The 20,102-nt window shown below is 65.0% G+C and carries 19 protein-coding genes; 8 read left to right on the plus strand and 11 right to left on the minus strand.

What is annotated here, in order from left to right; all coding sequences use genetic code 11:
* The coding region (locus AC58EF_RS04775; RefSeq protein ID WP_497274995.1) for a ParB/Srx family N-terminal domain-containing protein at positions 1-435 on the minus strand (435 nt) is incomplete at its 3' end.
* A gap of 636 nt (positions 436-1,071) precedes the next feature.
* Here AC58EF_RS04775 and AC58EF_RS04780 point away from each other — a divergent pair.
* The gene (locus tag AC58EF_RS04780) at positions 1,072-1,308 is read left to right on the plus strand and encodes a hypothetical protein (RefSeq protein ID WP_497274997.1); all 237 of its coding nucleotides are present in this window, start codon (positions 1,072-1,074) and stop codon (positions 1,306-1,308) included.
* Positions 1,309-1,313: 5 nt separating this feature from the next.
* On the opposite strand, the gene AC58EF_RS04785 is transcribed toward AC58EF_RS04780, so the two are convergent.
* Complete coding sequence (locus AC58EF_RS04785; protein ID WP_497274999.1) at positions 1,314-1,790, minus strand: hypothetical protein; 477 nt, start codon at positions 1,788-1,790, stop codon at positions 1,314-1,316.
* A gap of 92 nt (positions 1,791-1,882) precedes the next feature.
* Positions 1,883-2,401 carry a hypothetical protein gene (locus AC58EF_RS04790; RefSeq protein ID WP_497275000.1) on the minus strand — a complete coding sequence of 173 codons (519 nt, stop codon included), beginning with the start codon at positions 2,399-2,401 and terminating at the stop codon, positions 1,883-1,885.
* 250 nt (positions 2,402-2,651) lie between these two features.
* Between AC58EF_RS04790 and AC58EF_RS04795 the strand changes: the two genes are divergently transcribed.
* Together AC58EF_RS04795 and AC58EF_RS04800 are read left to right on the plus strand one after the other, a co-directional pair.
* Positions 2,652-3,647: an AAA family ATPase gene (locus AC58EF_RS04795; protein WP_497275002.1), complete on the plus strand. Its 996-nt coding sequence runs from the start codon at positions 2,652-2,654 to the stop codon at positions 3,645-3,647.
* Positions 3,556-6,075, plus strand: a complete 2,520-nt coding sequence (locus AC58EF_RS04800; RefSeq protein ID WP_497275004.1) for a S8 family serine peptidase — start codon at positions 3,556-3,558, stop codon at positions 6,073-6,075. The genes AC58EF_RS04795 and AC58EF_RS04800 overlap by 92 nt, the downstream gene beginning before the upstream one ends.
* On the opposite strand, the gene AC58EF_RS04805 is transcribed toward AC58EF_RS04800, so the two are convergent.
* The 3 genes from AC58EF_RS04805 to mgtE form a co-directional block, all read right to left on the minus strand.
* Positions 6,076-7,584: a tyrosine-type recombinase/integrase gene (locus tag AC58EF_RS04805; protein WP_497275006.1), complete on the minus strand. Its 1,509-nt coding sequence runs from the start codon at positions 7,582-7,584 to the stop codon at positions 6,076-6,078. It abuts the gene before it with no gap.
* A gap of 437 nt (positions 7,585-8,021) precedes the next feature.
* Positions 8,022-8,420, minus strand: coding sequence for a DUF1489 family protein (locus AC58EF_RS04810; RefSeq protein WP_497275008.1), 399 nt, complete (start codon positions 8,418-8,420; stop codon positions 8,022-8,024).
* A gap of 25 nt (positions 8,421-8,445) precedes the next feature.
* Positions 8,446-9,897 (minus strand): magnesium transporter, encoded by a 1,452-nt coding sequence (gene mgtE, locus AC58EF_RS04815; RefSeq protein WP_497275010.1) that lies wholly within the window; start codon positions 9,895-9,897, stop codon positions 8,446-8,448.
* Between the two features lie 147 nt (positions 9,898-10,044).
* Here mgtE and AC58EF_RS04820 point away from each other — a divergent pair, with 147 nt between their 5' ends.
* Positions 10,045-10,497 carry a peptidylprolyl isomerase gene (locus AC58EF_RS04820; RefSeq protein WP_497275012.1) on the plus strand — a complete coding sequence of 151 codons (453 nt, stop codon included), beginning with the start codon at positions 10,045-10,047 and terminating at the stop codon, positions 10,495-10,497.
* Between the two features lie 52 nt (positions 10,498-10,549).
* On the opposite strand, the gene AC58EF_RS04825 is transcribed toward AC58EF_RS04820, so the two are convergent.
* Complete coding sequence (locus AC58EF_RS04825; protein ID WP_497275014.1) at positions 10,550-11,239, minus strand: hypothetical protein; 690 nt, start codon at positions 11,237-11,239, stop codon at positions 10,550-10,552.
* The gene (locus tag AC58EF_RS04830) at positions 11,239-11,958 is read right to left on the minus strand and encodes a peptidase (RefSeq protein WP_497275016.1); all 720 of its coding nucleotides are present in this window, start codon (positions 11,956-11,958) and stop codon (positions 11,239-11,241) included. The genes AC58EF_RS04825 and AC58EF_RS04830 overlap by 1 nt, the downstream gene beginning before the upstream one ends.
* Positions 11,959-12,273: 315 nt before the next feature.
* Between AC58EF_RS04830 and AC58EF_RS04835 the strand changes: the two genes are divergently transcribed.
* Together AC58EF_RS04835 and AC58EF_RS04840 are read left to right on the plus strand one after the other, a co-directional pair.
* Complete coding sequence (locus AC58EF_RS04835) at positions 12,274-12,828, plus strand: outer membrane protein (RefSeq protein WP_497275018.1); 555 nt, start codon at positions 12,274-12,276, stop codon at positions 12,826-12,828.
* A gap of 173 nt (positions 12,829-13,001) precedes the next feature.
* The gene (locus AC58EF_RS04840) at positions 13,002-16,580 is read left to right on the plus strand and encodes a hydantoinase B/oxoprolinase family protein (RefSeq protein WP_497275020.1); all 3,579 of its coding nucleotides are present in this window, start codon (positions 13,002-13,004) and stop codon (positions 16,578-16,580) included.
* Positions 16,581-16,664: 84 nt separating this feature from the next.
* Here AC58EF_RS04840 and AC58EF_RS04845 read toward each other — a convergent pair whose 3' ends face one another.
* Complete coding sequence (locus tag AC58EF_RS04845) at positions 16,665-17,423, minus strand: class II aldolase/adducin family protein (RefSeq protein WP_497275022.1); 759 nt, start codon at positions 17,421-17,423, stop codon at positions 16,665-16,667.
* Positions 17,424-17,648: 225 nt separating this feature from the next.
* Between AC58EF_RS04845 and rpsU the strand changes: the two genes are divergently transcribed.
* Positions 17,649-17,855 carry a 30S ribosomal protein S21 gene (rpsU, locus tag AC58EF_RS04850; RefSeq protein ID WP_021226581.1) on the plus strand — a complete coding sequence of 69 codons (207 nt, stop codon included), beginning with the start codon at positions 17,649-17,651 and terminating at the stop codon, positions 17,853-17,855.
* A gap of 80 nt (positions 17,856-17,935) precedes the next feature.
* Positions 17,936-18,511 (plus strand): FKBP-type peptidyl-prolyl cis-trans isomerase, encoded by a 576-nt coding sequence (locus AC58EF_RS04855; protein ID WP_497275024.1) that lies wholly within the window; start codon positions 17,936-17,938, stop codon positions 18,509-18,511.
* 94 nt (positions 18,512-18,605) lie between these two features.
* Here the strand turns inward: AC58EF_RS04855 and AC58EF_RS04860 are convergent, their stop codons facing one another.
* Complete coding sequence (locus tag AC58EF_RS04860; protein WP_497275026.1) at positions 18,606-18,935, minus strand: hypothetical protein; 330 nt, start codon at positions 18,933-18,935, stop codon at positions 18,606-18,608.
* Between the two features lie 84 nt (positions 18,936-19,019).
* Positions 19,020-20,084 carry an AI-2E family transporter gene (locus tag AC58EF_RS04865; protein WP_497275028.1) on the minus strand — a complete coding sequence of 355 codons (1,065 nt, stop codon included), beginning with the start codon at positions 20,082-20,084 and terminating at the stop codon, positions 19,020-19,022.
* Between the last annotated feature and the right edge of the window lie 18 nt (positions 20,085-20,102).

Raw genomic sequence — 20,102 nt, forward strand, 5'->3', positions numbered from 1 at the left:
GCGGGCGGCCTGGAACAAGCACACTGCTCTGTAATCTTTCCTATCGAAGGACACTCTGGAAACATGACCTAACATGGCGGTGCGGGTGATATTCTCGTCGAGGCTGATCTCGGCCGGGTCGTTCTCGGTATCGAGCCAGCAGCGCACAGGGTGACTTTTCTTGATCTGCCGGCGCTTGGCCCGCAGCAGCATCGCTTGCCTGCGGCCCTCGCCAGCGGTGACGAGATAGTAGCCGGTCGGCGCGCCGTCCTTCATCTCGGGTTCCACGACGAGGTTCTGGATCAGCCCCTTGTGATGGATGGAGGCGGCCAGCGCCTCGATGGCGGCCTCGCCATGTGGCACCTTGCGGGCATTCTTGGGCGACTTCTTGAGTCTGTTCAGGGCGACGAAGATTTCCACGCCGGTGACGGCTTCGGTCTGCACGGTGTCGGTCATGTTGCTTACTCCATGGGTTTCCGCGCAGCGGGAGCGCCGCGCTGAAACCCTGCCCGTCGGCGAGACCGGGGGTGCAACCGGAGGGGCGGCTTCGCGGGGAACCGGCTGCACGGAGCCGCAGGCGGAGGAAGCTGGGCGGAAGACGATCCGAAGGGCGCCAGGGGCAGCGCCCCAAGCATTCGCGCCGCGCCCGCGGCGCCCACGAACGACGCACCCTTGCGGCACCCGGCCGGCGCGGCGGCGTGCGCGCGGGCCTGGGGGCCAGCCGTCGCCGTGNGAACGACGCACCCTTGCGGCACCCGGCCGGCGCGGCGGCGTGCGCGCGGGCCTGGGGGCCAGCCGTCGCCGTGCCCTTCGGGCAGAGCAAGTGTGCAACGCGGCCCTATATGACGCGCGAACCCTGACCGGCTTCGCCAGAAGGCGGCAGTGTGCGCTCGTTTGATCCCGCGTTCTGATCGGGGCGTTGCGGGGGCGGAGCCCTCGCAGAAGGGGTACGGACGGACTCTGGCCGGCCGTCAGGGGAAGGCTTCCCCTCCCGACGATTGTCGACCGAGGGCGTAAGAACCAAATATGGGGATCGGCGAACATTTCCGGACGGGATAGTCGCTCTAACGTCCGTATCCCTGGAGAGTGAGCTTGAGCTATATCGACAATCTGATCGCCGACGGCACCAACTTCCGCGTCGAGCGAAAGGATGGTTCGGCCTCGTTTCGCCCCGCCGGCGGTTCCGACGCTGATCTCGATGCATTCCAATCGGTCGTGCGCTCACTCCATGCGAACGATGGCGACGGCTACAGCATCCACCTCGCCCATCCGGTGAGCGATCGTGGCCATGGCCTGATCGACCTCGTCCTAGTCACGCTCGACGATTAAGATCGTCAACTGGGGAATGGTCTCGCCGCAGCCATTTCCTTGAGCATCGCATATTGCTCCGCAGCCACACGCTTCGCAAACCGCTTGTCGGCCCCCTCGGCCCGAAGCTTCTTGGCGAAATAGGCGAGACAGATCTTTTCCCAACGTGGCCCGAAGCCGGTGTCAGGAACTTCCATGATGACCCTGGGCTGGTCGAGCGTGTTGCGGATGCGGTCGCCGTCAGCTCCGGCCTGGAGGTAAAGTCCGCCTGAGCGGAGGACGCCTTCGACGAGAATCGAATGCGCCTTATGCAGCTCGAATGCGATGGTGAAGCCGAATTCGATTGGGCGTTGAAACTTCAGCATCAGGGTGACGGTATCGTTGCGGGTGAGCAGCTTTCCCCACGTCACCAGCACGTCGCCCGGACCCGAATATTGATGGATCCGCATATATTCGACGATGTCGGGTCGGTTGCTGGTGTCGAGGATGACCACCGGGATCATCCTGCCTTCCCCGACCCCATGCATGCCGATGGCGCCATCGCCGACGATTCGTAGGGGGCTGACCCGCACCGTCTTTTGTCTGGAGATCAACATTAGCTGGGCTCGCTGGCCGGTCGCTGGATGATACGGGGTGCGATGCTCGAGACCAAGGCGTGAGTGTCGTGGAACTCGACCTCGTAGCGCTCGACCGCCTTTTCGCCGACCAGGTCGGTGAGGAGTTCAAAAGCGCACCAGCCGGTCACGATGTTGTGCGCGCCGACCTTGACCGGAACGGCGAGCGGCTCTCCGAGTTCGGTCGGAAAGGCTCCCGGTGCAACCTGGTCGATCTTCGCGACCAGCTCCATGCCATCGGCCATGCTGAAGACGACACGAAACTCGATCAGCGAGATCGCATTGTCGGTGTCCGTGGGGTTCCGAACGCGTACCTGGAAGCAGTAAAGCTTGCCGCGTGGCGACTTCATAATCTGGGAGTTCAGGAGGTCGACGCTAAGTGCGGGCTTGCGGCGGTTTTCCTGGGCCTCCGCCCGCAGATGGTTACGCCAAGTGAACCAAAGGCTGATCAGCGATGCCGTCAGGGCAACCAGCGAGATGCACAAGGTCGTGATGCTCAAGAGGGTCCAGGCTGACGGCTGCATACGGATTCGTATCATGGTCGGTATCGAGGGCAAGCGGGTGTGTTGAAGGGCGGGGCAGCAACGAATGTTCGACCCGATGGCTTTTTTGGGGGTATCGGGATTCACACCGGGCGAGGGGCGTGTTACGATTCGCCTAAGGGCGAAGGGGTGTGCGTAGGATTAGATGGCCAGAAGTGATCTCCTTGTTTCGTTGGTGAAGGCAGGGGCGTCTGGCGATCGTTCGACATTGACCACGACCGTCGAGGCGCTGGTCGCCGAAGAACGCGCCAAAAGTCACCATGTCCTTGCCGACAAGCTCCATCGGGCGCTCGCTTCGGTGCCCGTCACCGCGTCAAGCGAGTTGCGCCGTACCGGCCTGCCGGGCCGTGATTTCGTCATTGAATCTGAACCGCGCGTCGGACTCAGCAGCTTGATCCTGACGCTGCCTGCCGAGCACCTGACTCGCCAACTCGTCGAAGAGCATCACCGCGCCGATCTGCTGCGCGCGCAGGGGATGCAGCCGCGCCATCGCGTCCTGCTTTCTGGGCCGCCGGGCAATGGTAAGACCTCGCTCGCCGAGGCGATTGCCGAATCGATCGCGGTGCCGCTCCTCACCGTTCGCTATGACGCTTTGGTCGGTGCCTATCTTGGCGAAACCAATGCGCGGCTCGCTCGGCTGTTTGACTATGTCCGGGCGACGCCCTGCGTGCTGTTCTTCGACGAGTTTGATGCGGTCGGCAAAGAGCGCGGCGACATTCACGAGACCGGCGAGATCAAGCGGGTCGTATCGTTCCTGTTGATGCAGCTCGACCAGCTCCCGAGCTATGTCGTCGTCGTTGCCGCCACTAATCATGCCGAATTGCTTGATCGCGCGGTTTGGCGCCGCTTCCAGCTCCGTGTCGACATGCCGCTCCCCTCGCGCGACGCGGCGGCGGTCCTTATTGACCGCTTTTTCGATGCATGGCCCGAGCCGGCTGGGCTGTCTGCGACGCAGGTTGCGACGCAGATGGGGCCATCGAGCTTTGCCGACATCTTCGAATTTTGCCAAAATATCCGGCGGCGGCACATCTTGTCCCAGGGGGGAGAGACGCTGAAAGGTATCCTCGCGCAGGAACTACGCCTCTGGAAAACGCGCATAAAGCCGGAGAGCGATGGCCATCCCACCGAATCAGCCGCTGCTGCGCCTAGGCGCCCCCGCAGCCGTCCCAAGGCGAACAAGACGGGGACTGCCGAATCCGCGTAAGCTCACTCCGGCTGAGCAGGCCGGAACACCCGCCGGCCAGAAGCTTGCCGGCCTCGCTGGCCTCCTCGACGCCAATACCCCAGCGCTTCAGCTTCGGGCGGATCCGGAAGCGTTAGCGCCGGAGCGCTTGCTTGTTTTCGAGCTGACCGGCGGGGTGATGCAGTTCTCCGCGGCGGTTCGCCTCGTGCCCGGCCTCGAATTTCTTGGCGCCGAAGACCTCGAAGGGGATGAGGTCGACAAAGACCCGGTCGTCTACCTCATGGTCCCAAGTGAAGCGGCGCTTCGCAACATCGTTACCCTGTGGCGTGGATGGCAGCAAAACGGGACGGTGCCTCCCAATTTCAGCGCATGGAAGGCGCTGCTCGCCCAGCTGCGTGATATTCGCCCTTGGGGGCCGCAGGACCGCGTCACCGCCGCCGATCGCGCGATCCTCGCCGAGGAATATGAACGCAACGCAGCCCTCAACCGGGTCGAAGTTGAGCTGGTGTTTCGCCGCAACGGCGATGCCACCGAGGCCGAAGCGCGCGCCGCGATCCTCGCCGTTGGCGGTGCTGTCGTATCGCAGTCGCGGATCGCCGGCGCCGGTTATCACGCCTTGCTCGCCGACCTGCCAGGGCCGGCGCTCGCCGACGTGGTGGCCCGCAACCCGGCTGGCCTCGCGGGTGTCGAGGCCGTGCTCCAAATTCGACCCCAAAGCATCTTTCAGCTCGTGCCGTCCGAAGAGATCAATGGTCTGCCAGCTGGCGCGGCCCCGCCACTCGATGGCGATCCGATCGCTGCGATCTTTGATGCGGTCCCGCTCTCCCAGCACCCGCGTCTCGCCGGCACGCTCAGCATTGACGACCCGTTCGATTTGGAAGGCCAGGCGGTCGGCATGCGTAAGCATGGCACGGCGATGGCGAGCGCGGTCGTCCATGGTGACATCAATGCGACCTGGGACCGGCCGCTTGAGCGCCGCGTCCACTTCGTCAACATGCTCTACGCGCCAGCGGAAGCCGACCAGCCTGAGCGCTTCCCAGACCTACTGCCAGCCGACATGTTCGAACGCGCTATCCTCGCAATGCGTACCGGCGACGCGCCAACTGCACAGCATGTTCTGATCATCAATGCTTCCCTGGGCGATCCCAACAAGCCCTTCGCGGGCCGGCTTTCAGGCTGGGCGCGCGTCGTCGACCATCTTGCCGCTACATACGGCATCCTGTTCGTGATCAGCGCCGGCAACCATCACGCGCCGCTCGAAACGCAGGACATGACCGCAGGCGCATTCGAGGCGCTCGATCCAGCTGAGCAGGTTCGCGTCGCGCTGCGCGCTAGCGCCAAGCAAATGGCGTCCCGCCGGGTACTTGCGCCCGCCGAGGCGATGAACGCGATCACCGTCGGCGCGCTGCATGCGGACCAATTTGTCTTTCCGAACCCTTTGCCTGCCTACAATTTCGATGTTTGGGCCAATACCGGGCTCTGCTCGGTATCGAGCGGCCTCGGACCGGGTCACAATGGCGCGACCAAGCCTGAGATCCTGGCTCCCGGCGGTCGCCATCATGTCCGCTTGTCGCCGCAAGGCGACCATCATCACCTGGTCCCGCTGACCACCAACGCCGCAACCTTTGGCGGGATCGCAGTCGCCGCACCCCCGTCGCCAACCTCGCTTGGCCTCGACATCGTCGCGCGCTCGATCGGCACCAGCGTCGCCGCAGCGCTGGCGACGGGGGTAGCGGCGCGCGCGCATGAAGCGCTCGAAGCGGCATATCCAGACTTCGGGACGCTGCCTAGCGCACAGCGGGCATGTCTTTTGAAAGCCCTTCTCGTCCATGGCGCGCGTTGGGGAGATGCCCGCGATCTGCTCGTCGAGGTGCTGGGGCCACCTGAGGGCAAATTTCATGTCCGCCAGAAGGACAATGTCCGCCGCTATATCGGCTATGGTGCCTTCGATCCGGAGCTAATCATCAACTGCGCCGACGATCGCGCGACGTTATGGGCGGTGGGGACGCTCGCGGCCGATCAAGGCAAGCGCTTCCGAATCCCTTGGCCGGCGGCGATGACCGCCAAGGCGCAGCCGCACGGTTTGGCGGCAACGCTCGCATGGTTCTCGCCGCCGCGCCCTGGGGCAGTCGCCTATCGGGCGGTACGCATGAAGATCGTCGAGCCGAGCCAACTCGGCACCGCAGGGATTAAAGCAAGTGGCGTCCAGCCCGATCCCAACCAAGCCCACAAGGGCACGGTCGTGCATCGACGCTGGGACGGCGACAAGGCTGCAGCAATGGCCGCCGACGGCTTCTTCGATCTTGACGTTCAGCGTGAAGCCGATGACGGCGACGCCCCCGCCAGTTTCGCGATCGTCGTAACTCTCGAAATGCCAGGTGAGGTCGAGATTTATAATCAAGTGCTCAACCGCGTCGCCCTCAAGCCACAGGTGCCTGTCGCGATCTGACTAAGCTACCAGCTTCAACTCCGAGCGAGCAGCGGGATCGATGTCGACATCCCTCCACGCTGCGAGTGAGTCCTGAGAATAGACCACGCGTCGACCTATTTTGGTAAACTCCGGCCCGGTCCCCATCCACCGGTAGGTTTGCAGCGTTCCGACGGTTTTTCCTAGGAACGCGGCGGCCGCGCGCGTGTCGAGCCATTTGGTGCGGATCGCCTTGCCGAGAACGGGATCGGGTCGAGCTTCCGGCTCATCGGCAACCGGAGCGACGCTGAGGACGGCCACCCCTGCCGCCTCGGCCGTATCCGCATCCGGCGAGACGTCGAGATAATCGGCGATCCGGGTCGCGATGCGATCGGCGGCGGAGCGGACGGGGTGGTCGGCGAGGTGCGCGTAGCGCTGGGTCGTCTTGGTGGAGCGATGCCCAAGCAAAGCCCCGATCACCGGCAAGCTGTCGCCGTTGTTGGCACCCATCGACGCGAAGCTGTGACGCAGATCGTGAATGCGAACATTCGCCAGCTCCGCACTCCTGCTGAGCCGGCGCCAGACTTTGTCGAGATTGGTGACATGCGTGCCCTCGCCACGTCCAGGCAACAGGTGAGGGTTTCCCTCGACCGGTGCGAGAGATGCGATGAGCCTGAGGGCGGGTTCGCCGAGATGCACGACCTTGGCGCCAGTCTTGCTGTCGGGGAGGCGCAGGCATCGGTGATAGGTATCGATCCACTCCCGCTTGAGCTTGAGGATCTCGTTCTTGCGGCATCCCGTCAGGATCAGCAGACGCACGGCGGCAATCGCATAGGGATTCTCGACGCCGATCGCCTCAGCGGCCGTCAGCACCCCTCCGAGTCGGACCAGTTCCTCCGGAGACAAGAAGCGTTCCAGCTTCTTGCCCGGATATTTCTTCACCTTCATCGCCGGATTGTCGGGGCGCAGGCCATCATCGACTGCAAGCGTCAGCGCGGCGGACAGCGTGTTGACGGCGCGATTGGCAGTGCCTTTGCCTCCGCGCACTCGCGATACCGAACGCGGGCCGAGCTTCTCGACCTTCGCCGTCTTGCCTGCGGCGATATCGCGCATCATGGCTTGGATCTCGGAACGCGTCAGTCGCGTAACCAACGTCTTCCCGAGCAGCGGCTTTATATGATTCTCGATGTTAGCTTTGGCCTGCTTGACCGAGCCTTCCTTCGCGGTCGCGAGACCTTCGGTCAGATACCGATCGCAGATTCCGGCAACCGTCAGCGACGCGCGCAATTCGTCATCGACAGGGTCTTCCCCATTGGCAACCTTGCCGAGCAGGATCTTCGCTTCCGTCCGTGCGGTTTCGACGGTCCAGACGCCGTGCGATCCGATCGTCTTGCGGCGGGTCCGTTCGCCGACTCGGTATTGGATCAGGTAGCTACGCTTCCCTGACGTGAAAACGCGAACGCCGAAGCCTGAAATCTCGTCGTCCCACAGGAAAACGTCCTTCACGGAAGCGGACGCGGCCTCGACGACGCGCTTGGTGAGCCGTACCATGTTGCTACTCCACGCTTTTACGCTGCTTTCGCGGAAGCGCTACGGAAGCACGCGAACCGAAAAAGTGGCTAAAAGGAGAGTAGTAGGCTCGCGCTAAAAAGACAAGAAAATCTCTTTAGTTCCGTCACTTATGGTACAATCTACAAGGCTGGCGAATGATCGAAAAGTGCCTGCGAGTTTTTGGTAAGGCTGAGGTCGCGAGTTCAATCCTCGCCGGCAGCACCATTTCTCCCCTTTTTCGATATTTGCGGGTTTGAACCATTCCTTCGGGATGGTGATACGTGTTCGGTATAACCGAAACACACCCGCAATCCGTTCGCTTCGAGCGAAGTCGAGAAGCCAATAGCGCAATGCGTGCGTTCAGCTTTGCGGAACTTGGCTCTGTCTCGTTTCTCGACACGCTCGAAACGAACGGATGTGGCGTTAATCCGTTAAACCTACACCAGCCCCAGCCGCGTGAGTTCGCCCAGCAGTTTGGGCGGCATCGCGTCCAGATCACCGGCATCGCCGCCGTTCAGGTCCGGCGGTGCATCCTTCTCCTCCAGATAGCGCCAGCCCTGATGCGCGCGCTTGGGCATGGCGCGCACGGGGATCAGCATCGGCGCCAGCCTGATCCAGTAGCGTCCCTGTCCCGTCTCCTGAAAACCGAGCAGCGGGCTGCGTCCGACCAGCGCATGGGCGTGGATCCAGTAGAGCGACCCGCCGCTCATCTCCTCCACCCGCTTGGGCAGGTAACGGGTGGTGAGGCGCGCTTCGCCGTCATGGCTTTCGAGCCAGGCGCGCAGGGAAGCGGGGCCTTCGCTCTGGAAGGCGATCTTAGTGAGGTTCAGCGGCATGGAAGGCCCTAGATGGGCGTTCGCGTCAGCCGGTCAATCCCGCCGCCGTCGCAAGGCCGAGGAAAGCGAAGAAACCCATCGAATCGGTGATCATGGTGACGAAGATGGAGGAAGCGACCGCCGGGTCCAGGTTCATCCGGTCGAACGCCAGCGGCACGGCCGCCCCCGCGAGGCCCGCCGTCACGATATTGGTGATCATCGCGGCGGCAATCACCCCGCCCAGCGCCATATTCTGGAATACCAGCCCCACGCCGATCCCCAGCACCACCGCCACCGTCGATCCGTTGAGCAGCGCCACGCGAAGCTCGCGGATGATGGTGCGGCGGGCGTTCGACCCGGTGATCTGGTTGGTGGCGAGCGCGCGCACCGTGACCGCCATGGTCTGGCTGCCGGCATTGCCGCCCACGCCCGCGACGATCGGCATCAAGGTGGCGAGCGCGACCATCTTCTCGATCGTGCCTTCGAAAATGCCGATGATGGTGGAGGCGACCAGCGCCGTCAGCAAATTGGTGAGCAGCCAGCGCACGCGCGCGCGATAGCTGTCCATCACCGGTTCGTTGATGTCGCCTTCGCCCGCGCCCGACAGGCGCAATATATCCTCGCCCGCTTCCTCGGAAATGATGTGGACGATGTCGTCGACCGTGATCATGCCGACCAGCCGGCCCGATGCATCGATGACCGCGGCGGAGATCAGCGCATATTTCTGGAAGCGCAGCGCGACTTCCTCCTGGTCCATGTCGACCGGAATCAGCGTCTGCTCACGCTTCATCAGGTCGGCCATGGCGATGCCGCGCGGGCAGGTCAGCACCCAGCTCAGCTGGCAGGTGCCGATCGGCCTGTGCCCGGCATCGACGACGAAGATTTCCCAGAAGTCGCGGGTCAGATCCTGATTGTCGCGCAGATAGTCGATCACCTGCCCGACCGTCATATGTTCGGGCACCGCGACCAGGTCGCGCTGCATCAGGCGGCCGGCGGATTCTTCGGGGTAGGAGAGGGCGGATTCGATCGCGGCGCGATCTTCCGGCTCCATCGCCTCGAGGACGGCCTGCTGGTCGGCCTCCTCCATATCCTCGATGATCGCGACCGCGTCGTCGGTGTCCAGTTCCGACGCGAACTCGGCCACCTGCTCGGGCGCGAGCGCGCCGATCAGGTCGTCGCGGACATAATCGTTCAGCTCGGACAGCACTTCCGCGCCGACCAGGTCGCCCAGCGCGGCGGCGACGTCCGCGCGCTGGTCCGACGGGGTCAGTTCCAGCAGGTCGGCGATGTCGGCGGGGTGCAGCGGCGAAACGAGGTCGCGCGCCTTTTCGTCGTCGCCATCCTCCACCGCGTCGAGCACGGCGGTCAGATATTCGGGTTTCAGCCGGTCATCCTCGTCGTGGCTGGCCTCGGCCGCCTCGGTCAGGACGTCTTCAAATTCGTCCTCGTGCGAATAGGATTCGAAGGGGGGTTCGGCGGAATCGCCGCGCTTGCTCATGGCGCCCCCTACTGTCCGGTTCCTGTAACATTCCGCCGCTTTCGCCGATGCTCACGCTAAATGCAATGGGGAGAGAGCGCTTCCATCGTCTTCAATAGCCTTTATATGGGCAGCTCTTATTCCTTCCCCGGCAAGAGAGGATCGACCATGGCCGACGAAACCCTTACCCTCACCCTCGACAGCGGCGGCGATGTCGTCATCAAGCTGCGCCCGGACCTTGCGCCCGGTCATGTCGAACGCATCACGACGCTGGCCAAGGAAGGCTTCTATGACGGCGTGGTCTTCCACCGCGTCATCCCCGGATTCATGGCGCAGGGCGGCGATCCGACCGGCACCGGCATGGGCGGATCGAAGCTGCCCGACATCAAGGCGGAATTCAGCCGCGAGCCGCATGTCCGCGGCGTCTGCTCGATGGCGCGCGCGACGAACCCGAACAGTGCGAACAGCCAGTTCTTCATCTGCTTCGACGACGCGACCTTCCTTGACGGCCAATATACGGTGTGGGGCGAAGTGACGTCGGGCATGGAGCATGTCGACGCGCTGCCCAAGGGCGAGCCGCCGCGCACGCCCGGCAAGATCGTCAAAGCGGCCGTCGCCTGATCTGACGGCAAAAATAAGACGCCCGGCCCCTGAAAAGGCCGGGCGGTTTGCGTCAGGGCCTGCGCGCCATGCCGTCGGTCATGGAAATGGTCCTGGCCGGTTCCACGCCATTGTCCGCATTGTCCGTTTCGGGTGGCGGCACATAGGCGCCGATCGATTCGATATGCCAGCGGCGCGCTTCCTCGGTCGATCCGGGGACGTCATTGACCCGACGCAAGATGACCTGCCGCAGCGTGTAGAAGGGCTTGCCGTTGGCCGCGATCCGGCCATAGACCTGCACCGGCACCGTCACATAGACCGAACCCGCTGCGCCTTCCGGTTCGGTCGGCGTGCCGATATTGGCGTGGATCTCGCTGAAGCCGCGGAAGCGCGCCTCGAAATGCGCATCGTCCTGCGCGCCGATCGCGCCTTGCGGATTCCACAGGTCCTGGGCGTCCTCGAACCGCTTTTCCTCCAGCAGTCCATAATAGCCCTGCACCACCTGGGCGGCGCCCTGAGCGCTGTCCGGCTCGATCGATCCTTCTGCGACCGGCGCGGGATCGACCGGCAAGCCGCCGGGCGTGCCGGGGGCGGGCGGGTTCAGCGGCTCCATCAGCGCCATCGCTTCGGCGCGGACATTATTTTCGACCTGCGTCGCATTGGCGCCATTGGCCAGATTATCGATCGCGCTCTCCTCCCGCCCGTCGCAGGCGGCGACGAGCAGGAGTGGGAGCAGGGCGGAGGCTTTGATCGCTCCCCGCATCAGTCCGGGCGCACCCGTGCCGCCGGGCCGCGACCGCCGCCCGACCGCATGGGGCGATCGGCGCGGATGCCGGGGGAGGGGCGGGCGCCCCATTCGCGCTGCGGGCGCGGCTGGCTCATCTGTGGACGTCCTTCCTGCGGTGGGCGGAAATTGGGTTGCGATCCGGCTGACGGCGTCGGGCGCGCGCCGTCATTGCCGCGCCAGCGTCCGGGGCCACGATCGCCTCCGCGCGGCGCGGTCGGCCGGGTCCAGTTGCCATTCTCGTCCCGGCGCGGCGGGGCCCAGTTGCCCGTGCCCGGCCGGTTGCGATCGCGATCCCGCCAGTTGCCGTCCCGACCCTGGCCGCGCCAGCGGCCGTCATCTGGACGGGTCCCGCGCCAGCGGCCGTCATCTGGACGAGTCCCGCGCCAGCGATCGTCCCGCCGCTCGGCGCGACGGCCCTCCCAATAGCGCCGCTGGCCATCGTTCCACCGATGACGCCTGCCGCCCCGGTCATAGACATAATAGCCGTTGCCCGGATAATAAAAGCCGTCATACCAGCCATAGCCGCCGGGATAATAGCCCGAGCTGTAATAGGGGTCATAATAGCCGCCGCCATAATAGCCGCTGCCCACGCTCACCCCGCCATAGCCATAGCCGTCGTCATAGGCGCAGCCCGCCAGGGCCAGCGCACCGGCAAGGCCCATGGCGGCAAGAAACCTTCGCACGGTTCCAGTCATCGCCTGTCTCCTTCAACAGTCCTTCTGATGACGGGATAACGTCCTCAGTTTGAATTGGTTGTGAATGGTTAAAGGGGCGGCGCGCAAGCATTTATTCCCCATTCAGAAAAGTCGGTTCCCGTTCATCGGGCTGACAGAAACCGTGTTCTTTCCGTCACATAAACGGCTTTCGCGCGATTTTTCCGATCCGTTCAGGAAACCTTCGGGGGCGCTCGGTCATTTCTTCCCTGTCGCCCGGACGCTTGCAGCGCCGACCATGCGACCCGGCGGGTCCACACCGCCGCAAAATTTCCACAGACAAAAAGGGTCACACCCATGAAGACACTGCTTTTCACGGCAGCCGCTGCCGCGTCGCTGATTCCCGCCGCCGCCATGGCGCAGGACGAGGCCGGCTCCACCCGTCGCATCGAACCCTATGTGGGCGTCATGGGCGGCGTGCATAATTTCGACAGCGAAACCGGCAAGGAAGGCATCCCGCCCGCAGGCTATAAGGGCCGCATGGTGGAGGGCGTCGCCGGCGTGAACTATAATGTCGCCGGTCCGATCGTGCTGGGTGTCGAAGGCACCGCGTCCAAGGGCGTGTCGGGCGACATCGATTGGGAATATGGCGTGGCGGGCCGCGCCGGGATCAAGGCGGGCAAGGATAGTCTGATCTTTGGCAAGGTCGGCTATAAATGGGTCAATTTCGACGCGCTCGGTCCCGACAGCCCCGATTTCCACGGCACCACCTATGGCGCGGGCGTCGAATTGTCGCCGGCGGACATGGGGGGATCGGCCGAGCGCAGCAATATCCGCCTGCGCGTCCAGGCGGACACGTTGGGCAATTTCCGCTCGATCCGCCCGATGGCGGGCGTCGTCGCGAAATTCTAAAAGTTAAGGGCCGGTGCGGGTTCATAAGACCCGCTCCATCCTGAACGGTCATCTCCCGTGGCGGGAGTTGGGGTGCGGAACGGTATTTGGACTGCTGCCGTTCCGCATTCCCGCCGCCGCTCGCTGGCCGGAGCGGGTTGCCAATCCACCGTCGCCCCGCCATCAGGTCCCACATGACCTGGCATTTCTGGATCGATCGCGGCGGCACCTTCACGGACGTGGTGGCGCGCGACCCCGATGGCCGGCTGCACACCGCCAAACTCCTTTCCAGCGACCCGGAACGCTATGCCGACGCCGCCGTCGAGGCGGTCCGTCGCCTGACCGGCGTGGGCGATGGCCCGATCCCGGCCTGCTCGCTGCGCATCGGCACCACCATCGCCACCAACGCGCTGCTGGAACGCAAGGGCGAGCCGGTGCTGCTCGCGGTTACGCGCGGTTTCCGCGACGCGCTGCGCATCGGCACGCAGGAGCGGCCCGACCTGTTCGCCCGGCAGATCATCCTGCCCGACCCGCTTCATGCCGATGTGGTCGAAATCGACGAGCGGCTGATGGCCGATGGCAGCGTCCGCACCCCAATGGACGAAGCCGCCGCCCGCGCCGCGCTGCAAACCGCCTATGACAAGGGCTTGCGCGCGGTCGCGATCCTGCTGATGCACGGCTATCGCTATCCTGCGCATGAGCGGCGTCTGGTCGGGATCGCGGCCGAGATCGGCTTCACCCAGATCAGCGCCAGCCATGACGTCGCCCCGCTCATCAAGCTGGTCGGGCGCGGCGACACGACGCTGGCCGACGCCTATCTCTCCCCCGTGCTGCGCGCCTATGTCGACGGCCTGCGCGCCGCGTTGGGCGAAGACAGCGACATGCTGTTCATGCAGTCCAACGGCGGCCTGACGCCGGGCGACCTGTTCCGGGGCAAGGACGCCGTCCTGTCCGGCCCGGCCGGCGGCATCGTCGGCCTCGCCCGCACCGCGCAGCAGGCGGGTTTCCGGGAAGTCATCGGCTTCGACATGGGGGGCACCTCGACCGACGTGTCGCATTATGCCGGCGCCTATGAGCGCGACAATGAAGCGCGGGTGGCGGGCGTCCGCCTGCGCGCGCCGATGATGCGCATCCACACCATCGCGGCGGGCGGTGGCTCCATCTGCGCCTTCGTCGACGGCCGCTTCCGCGTCGGTCCCGAATCGGCGGGCGCGGTGCCGGGACCGGCCTGCTACCGGCGCGGCGGCCCGCTCACCATCACCGACTGCAATGTCATGCTGGGCAAGATCCAGCCGGATTTCTTCCCCAGCCTGTTCGGCCCCAACGGCGACCAGCCGCTCGACCGCGACGCCGTCGCGCAGCGCTTCGCCGCCCTCTGCGCGCAGGTGCAGGCGGAAACCGGCCGCAGCATGACGCCGCGGGAGGCCGCGCAGGGCTTCATTGCCGTCGCCGTCGCCAACATGGCCAATGCGATCAAGCGCATTTCGGTCGCGCGCGGCCATGATGTCGGCCGCTACACGCTGGCCAGCTTCGGCGGGGCAGGGGGGCAACATGCCTGCCTGGTCGCCGATGCGCTGGGCATGGACCGGGTGATGATCCACCCGCTGGGCGGCGTCCTCTCCGCCTATGGCATGGGCCTCGCCGATCGCCGCTCGGTGCGGGAGCGTACGCTTTCCCTGCCGCTCGGCCCGGAGGCAATGGCCGAGCTTCACGCCGCCGTCGACGCGCTAACCGCCGACGCCCGCGCCGACCTGCCGCAGGCCAACCGGACCGATACGCTGCTGCGCCTGCGCTATGACCGCACCGACAGCCTGTTCGACGTGGCGCTCGCCGACCAGCAAGCGATGCGCGCCGACTTCCTCACCCAGCATCGCGCGCGATTCGGTTTCGAGGGGCAGGGTCGTATCCTGATCGACATGGCGCGGGTCGAGGCGATCGCCGCGACGCAGGAGGCGATGGACGGCATCGTCGCGATCGCCGCGCAGGCCGCGCCCCCCATGGCGCAGGTCGATTATGCCGGCGCGCCCGCGCCCGTGCACGATCGCGCGGGCCTGTCCGCCGACAGCGAAATAGACGGTCCCGCGCTGATCATCGATCCCGTCTCCACCACCGCCGTCGAGCCGGGCTGGCGCGCGCGGATCGACGCGATCGGCAATCTGATCCTCACCCGCCACCTGCCGCGTCCCGCGCCCGCAACCGGCGAGGCCGGCGTGGTCGATCCGGTGCGGCTGGAGGTGATGGGCGGCCTGTTCATGGCGATCGCCGAGGAAATGGGCGCCGCGCTCCAGCACAGCGCCTCCTCGGTCAACATCCGGGAACGGCTCGATTTCTCCTGCGCCCTGTTCGATTGGGAGGGCAATCTGGTCGCCAACGCGCCGCATATGCCGGTGCATCTGGGCAGCATGGGCGAAAGCATCCGCGCCATCATGCGCCGACGGGGCGCGGGGCCGGACGGCTTGGCTGTAGACGGGCGCGGTATGCAGCCGGGTGACGTCTATGCGCTCAATGCCCCCTATGACGGCGGCACCCATCTGCCCGACGTCACGGTGGTCATGCCGGTCTTCGTCGACGGGCGCGAGATGCCGTCCTTCTATGTCGCCGCGCGCGGCCATCATGCCGATATCGGCGGCATCACCCCCGGCTCCATGCCGCCGGGCAGTCGGTCGGTGGAGGAGGAAGGCGTCATCCTCGACAATCTGCTGGCGGTCGACCGCGGCGATTTCCGCGAGGGCGCGATTCGCGCATTGCTCGCCTCCGGCCCTTATCCCGCGCGCAACATCGACCAGAATATCGCCGACCTCTCTGCCCAGATCGCGGCCTGCGCCCGGGGCGCCGCCGAATTATTACGGATAAGCAATGATTATGGCGTCGACACCGTCTCCGCCTATATGGCCCATGTCCAGGACCAGGCCGAAGCCGCCGTCCGCCGCCTGATCGGCCGCCTGTCCGATGGCTGTTTCTCCTATCCGATGGACAATGGTGCGATTGTCCAGGTCGTAGTCGCGATCGATGCGGTGACGCGCTCCGCCACGATCGACTTTACCGGCTCCTCCGCCCAGTTGCCCGGCAATTTCAACGCCCCCCTCTCGGTCGTCCGCGCCGCCGTCCTCTATGTCGTGCGCACCCTGATCGACGAAGCGGTGCCGATGAACGACGGCTGTTTGAAGCCCATCACCATCCTCGTGCCCGAAGGATCGATGCTGCGCCCGCGCCACCCCGCCGCCGTGGTCGCGGGCAATGTCGAAACCAGCCAGGTCGTGACCGATGCGCTGTTCGGCGCGCTCGGCGTCATGGCGGGCGCGCAGGGAACGATGAACAATTTCACCTTCGGCAACGACCGCCATCAATATTATGAGACGATCGCCGGCGGATCGGGCGCCGGTCCCGATTTCGACGGGGCGGACGTGGTCCAGACCCACATGACCAACAGCCGCCTCACCGACCCCGAAATCCTCGAAACCCGATTCCCCGTGCTGCTGGAGGAATTTTCGATCCAGCCCGATTCGGGGGGTGCGGGGCGGCATTGCGGCGGCCATGGCGGGCTACGCCGCATCCGCTTCCTGGAAGATATGACCGCCGGTATCCTCGCCAATCGTCGCATCGTCCCGCCCTTCGGCCTCCACGGCGGCGCACCGGGCGCGCCGGGCCGCAACTGGGTGGAGCGCGCCGACGGCACGGTCGAACCGCTGGGCAGCACCGCCGCGGCGGATTTGCGGGCGGGCGACGCCTTCGTCATCGAAACGCCGGGTGGGGGCGGGTTCGGAAAACCATGATCCGTTCGCTTCGAGCATGGCCGAGAAGCGGCTAGCGCATCCCTCCCGTTTCTCGACTTCGCTCGAAACGAACGGATGTCGCTCCTACCGCTGCCAGCTCGGATCGATCCGGTCGATCGCCCGCACCATCGCCTGGAAATCGGGCACGCCCGGCCCGACCGGCAATTGCATCCCCGCCAGGTCGCGCTGGTGCAACGCAATCACCTCGGGCGGGATGTCGATCGGTGTTCCCGCTGCGCCCGCCGCCACCTGGATTTCGCAGGCGCGTTGCAACGCCCAATGTTTCTGGAAGGCTTCAGGCAAAGCCGGCGCCATCACCAGCGTGCCATGGTTGCGCAGCATCATGACCCGCTTGTCGCCCAGATGCGCGATCAGCCGCTCGCCCTCCTCGGGCCGAATCGTGACGCCCTCGAAATCATGATAGGCGATCTGTCCGATGAAGGCGGCGGCGTAGAAGCTGATCGGCCGTAGCCCTTCCCTGGTCGCGCTCACCGCCATGCCCGCTGTCGTATGGGTATGAATGATGCAATGGGCGTCGGGCAGATGCCGGTGGAACACGCTATGCTGGGTGAAACCGGCGCGGTTGACCGGATAGGCACTGCCGTCCAGCACCTGACCGTCAATATCGATCTTGACCAGGTTGGACGCTGTCACTTCCTGATAGCCAAGGCCGAAGGGGTTGATGAGGAAGGCGTTGTCCTCCCCCGGCACCCGCAGCGTGATGTGGTTGTAGATGAGTTCCGACCATCCCAGATGATCGAAGATGCGATAGCAGGCGGCGAGCTGCTGGCGCGCCTCCCATTCTTCCGGTGACATGCTGGGCTTGTGCGCGGCTGTTGCCATGGCGATCCTCCTGTGTCTTTTGTCGCGCCACTATCCGCCCGCTCGTCGCAAATGTCGAGATTGGGGCCTTTAGGGTTGAATTTGCGTGGCTCGACTGGTAGGGCGCCGCCCACATGGCGCAGGGTGACCTGCGACGACTCACTGGCTTTGCTATTCGGTCGGGCCGTCGGGAAGGATTTCATGTCCCGGCGAACCGCCCGTTTTTGATTGGAGATTGACGGACTTATGCAGATCATCGTTCGCGACAATAATGTCGACCAGGCCCTCCGCGCGCTCAAGAAGAAGCTGCAGCGTGAAGGCGTGTATCGCGAAATGAAGCTGCGTCGTCACTATGAGAAGCCGTCGGAAAAGCGCGCCCGTGAAAAGGCCGCTGCGGTCCGCCGCGCGCGCAAGATGGAGCGCAAGCGCGCCGAGCGCGACGGCGTCCGTTAAGACGCTGTTCTGACGGCGGCGGCATCCGGCCGCCCCGTTTGCCGACGACTTTCCTGCCCTGAATTAGCGAGCCCACGCCCATGTCCACGACGGCCGTTCCCCTTCGTCCTATCGCCAAGGGGTCGCTGACGCGGCTCTGGATCGGCATTGCCGCGGTCGCGCTCGCCGCGGGCGGCCTTGCCTGGGCGGGGCAGCAGGGTGTTGCGGCATCGCCGGCGGCCTTCCTGTCGCAGAATGCGCATGAAGCCGGCGTGGTGACGACCGAATCGGGCCTCCAGTATAAGGTGCTGGAAGAAGGCGCGGGCGCCAGCCCGACCGTCGCGGACGTCGCGCTGGTCGGCTACAAGGGCACTTTGCTCGACGGCACGGTCTTCGACGAAAATCCGCAGGCGCCGATGCCGATCGACGGCGTCGTGCCCGGCTTTTCCGAAGGCCTGCAGAAGATGAAGAAGGGCGGCAAATATCGCCTGTGGATCCCGCCGCAGCTTGGCTATGGCGACGCCGACAACGGCCCGATCCCCGGCGGTTCGGTGCTGGTGTTCGACGTGTCGCTGCACGACTTCAAGTCGAAGGCGGAACTGATGCAGTTGCAGCAGCAGATGATGCAGCAGGGCGGTATGCCGCAGCCAGGCGCGACGCCGCCGTCGGGTCATTGACCCGAACAGCCGGATGAGTCGAGGAAGGGGCCGCCAGTCGGCCCCTTTTCTTTTGGCGGCTCAGATCTTTTGACGACTCAGATCTTTTGACGACTCAGGGCTGATCGCTGCAGGCGCTGTCCGCGGTCTTGCCGAAGGCGAGCGCGTCCGCACTGCCTATCCTCATCTCGCCCGAAAAGAGCTGGTCCAGCCGCCCCTTGATATCCTGCCGATAGGCGGCCGTCGCGACGGAACGGGGCGCCGACACCTCGATATCGCAGGCGATGGCGCCCTTGATCCGGTCGATCGCTGCCTCGTCCAATATGCCGGCGTTCTTCAACTCCAGGCAGAGTTGCAACAGGCCCACGGCGGTCGCCTGCGCGCGCATACCGACATTGGTGAGATCGAAATGCAGCTTTTTCTGCTTGTCCAGGCCGACGGTCATCGCGTGTATCCTCTCCTATGATCATTCAGACTATCATGGAGAAAAAGCACGGAACAGGCAGGACGTTCCCTTATCGCACCTGTGCTATTGTCGCGCTTCGCGCTTCGCCGCCATGGCCTTGGACCGTTCCTCCAGATAGACCTTGATCATCGCCACGATCGGATCGGCCAGGAACAGCCCCATGATCCCGAACAGCGCGCCGAACAATATCTGCGCCGCCAGCACCAGCGCCGGGGCCAGGTCGGTGGCGCGCTTGGCCACCATCGGCACGATCAGATAGCCGTCGACGATCTGCACCGCCAGATAGACGCCGAAGGCATAGAGACCCGTGTTCATCCCGCCCGAAAAGCCGACCAGGATGATGAGAACGCCGGATATGATCGACCCGATATTGGGCAGGAAGGCGAAGAGGCCGGTGAGGATGCCCAGCAATCCCGCCATCGGCACGCCGCCCGCCCAGAGCAACAGCCAGGTGCCCACGCCCTCCACCGTCATGCCGATGATCCGCCCGAACATCAGCCGCCGCAGCGTCCAGCCCATCTTGTCGGCGATGGTGTAGAAATGGGCGCGCTTCTCCATCGGCAGCATCCAGGCGACGCCGCGTTCGTAGAGCTTGGGTTCGACCGCGATGAAGATGGCGAGCACCAGCATCATCACCCCGCTGGTGATCGCGCCGACCGCCGTGCCGACCGCCGCCGTCACGCGGCCCATGCTGCTCATCGCCTGTTGCGCCAGGCTTTTCAGGTCGTCGGGCGTCGTGGTGATGCCCAGCTGCTCCATCCAGCCGCCGATCCGCGCCACCTGGGCCTCGACGATGCCGCGCATCGCCTGCGCCTGCGCGGCGAGGCTCGATCCGGTGAGGTAGAAAGTATAGGCGAGGAAGGCGACCGCCCCCAGCAGCACGATCGCCAGCCGCCAGCCGCGCCCGATGGGCAGCACGCGCCCCAGCAGCCGCGTGCCGCCGTCCATCATCGTCGCCAGCACCAGTGCGCCCATCACCAGCATCAGCGGCTGCGCCAGCAGCACGACCAGCGCGACGGCGATGGCGAGCGCGAACCACACGCCCGCGCGTTTCAATTCCTGCTGGACAAGGGGGCTGCGGACTTCGCTGGGGCCGGGTTCCTCGACATGGACATGCTTGTCGTTCAAACCCGAACCCCCTTGTGA

It is taken from the genome of Sphingobium sp. WR1 (genome assembly GCF_059693745.1).

What these genes read in the sequence shown, in the direction of transcription:
- AC58EF_RS04860 (WP_497275026.1), bottom strand. Translation starts at nt 18,935, where the DNA reads ATGACCGTCGGCCTGGACAAGCAGAAAAAGCTGCATTTCGATCTCACC.
- AC58EF_RS04805 (WP_497275006.1), bottom strand. Translation starts at nt 7,584, where the DNA reads ATGGTACGGCTCACCAAGCGCGTCGTCGAGGCCGCGTCCGCTTCCGTG.
- AC58EF_RS04835 (WP_497275018.1), top strand. Translation starts at nt 12,274, where the DNA reads ATGAAGACACTGCTTTTCACGGCAGCCGCTGCCGCGTCGCTGATTCCC.
- AC58EF_RS04830 (WP_497275016.1), bottom strand. Translation starts at nt 11,958, where the DNA reads ATGACTGGAACCGTGCGAAGGTTTCTTGCCGCCATGGGCCTTGCCGGT.
- mgtE (WP_497275010.1), bottom strand. Translation starts at nt 9,897, where the DNA reads ATGAGCAAGCGCGGCGATTCCGCCGAACCCCCCTTCGAATCCTATTCG.
- AC58EF_RS04785 (WP_497274999.1), bottom strand. Translation starts at nt 1,790, where the DNA reads ATGATCCCGGTGGTCATCCTCGACACCAGCAACCGACCCGACATCGTC.
- AC58EF_RS04855 (WP_497275024.1), top strand. Translation starts at nt 17,936, where the DNA reads ATGTCCACGACGGCCGTTCCCCTTCGTCCTATCGCCAAGGGGTCGCTG.
- AC58EF_RS04840 (WP_497275020.1), top strand. Translation starts at nt 13,002, where the DNA reads ATGACCTGGCATTTCTGGATCGATCGCGGCGGCACCTTCACGGACGTG.
- AC58EF_RS04845 (WP_497275022.1), bottom strand. Translation starts at nt 17,423, where the DNA reads ATGGCAACAGCCGCGCACAAGCCCAGCATGTCACCGGAAGAATGGGAG.
- AC58EF_RS04800 (WP_497275004.1), top strand. Translation starts at nt 3,556, where the DNA reads ATGGCCATCCCACCGAATCAGCCGCTGCTGCGCCTAGGCGCCCCCGCA.
- rpsU (WP_021226581.1), top strand. Translation starts at nt 17,649, where the DNA reads ATGCAGATCATCGTTCGCGACAATAATGTCGACCAGGCCCTCCGCGCG.
- AC58EF_RS04810 (WP_497275008.1), bottom strand. Translation starts at nt 8,420, where the DNA reads ATGCCGCTGAACCTCACTAAGATCGCCTTCCAGAGCGAAGGCCCCGCT.
- AC58EF_RS04820 (WP_497275012.1), top strand. Translation starts at nt 10,045, where the DNA reads ATGGCCGACGAAACCCTTACCCTCACCCTCGACAGCGGCGGCGATGTC.
- AC58EF_RS04825 (WP_497275014.1), bottom strand. Translation starts at nt 11,239, where the DNA reads ATGCGGGGAGCGATCAAAGCCTCCGCCCTGCTCCCACTCCTGCTCGTC.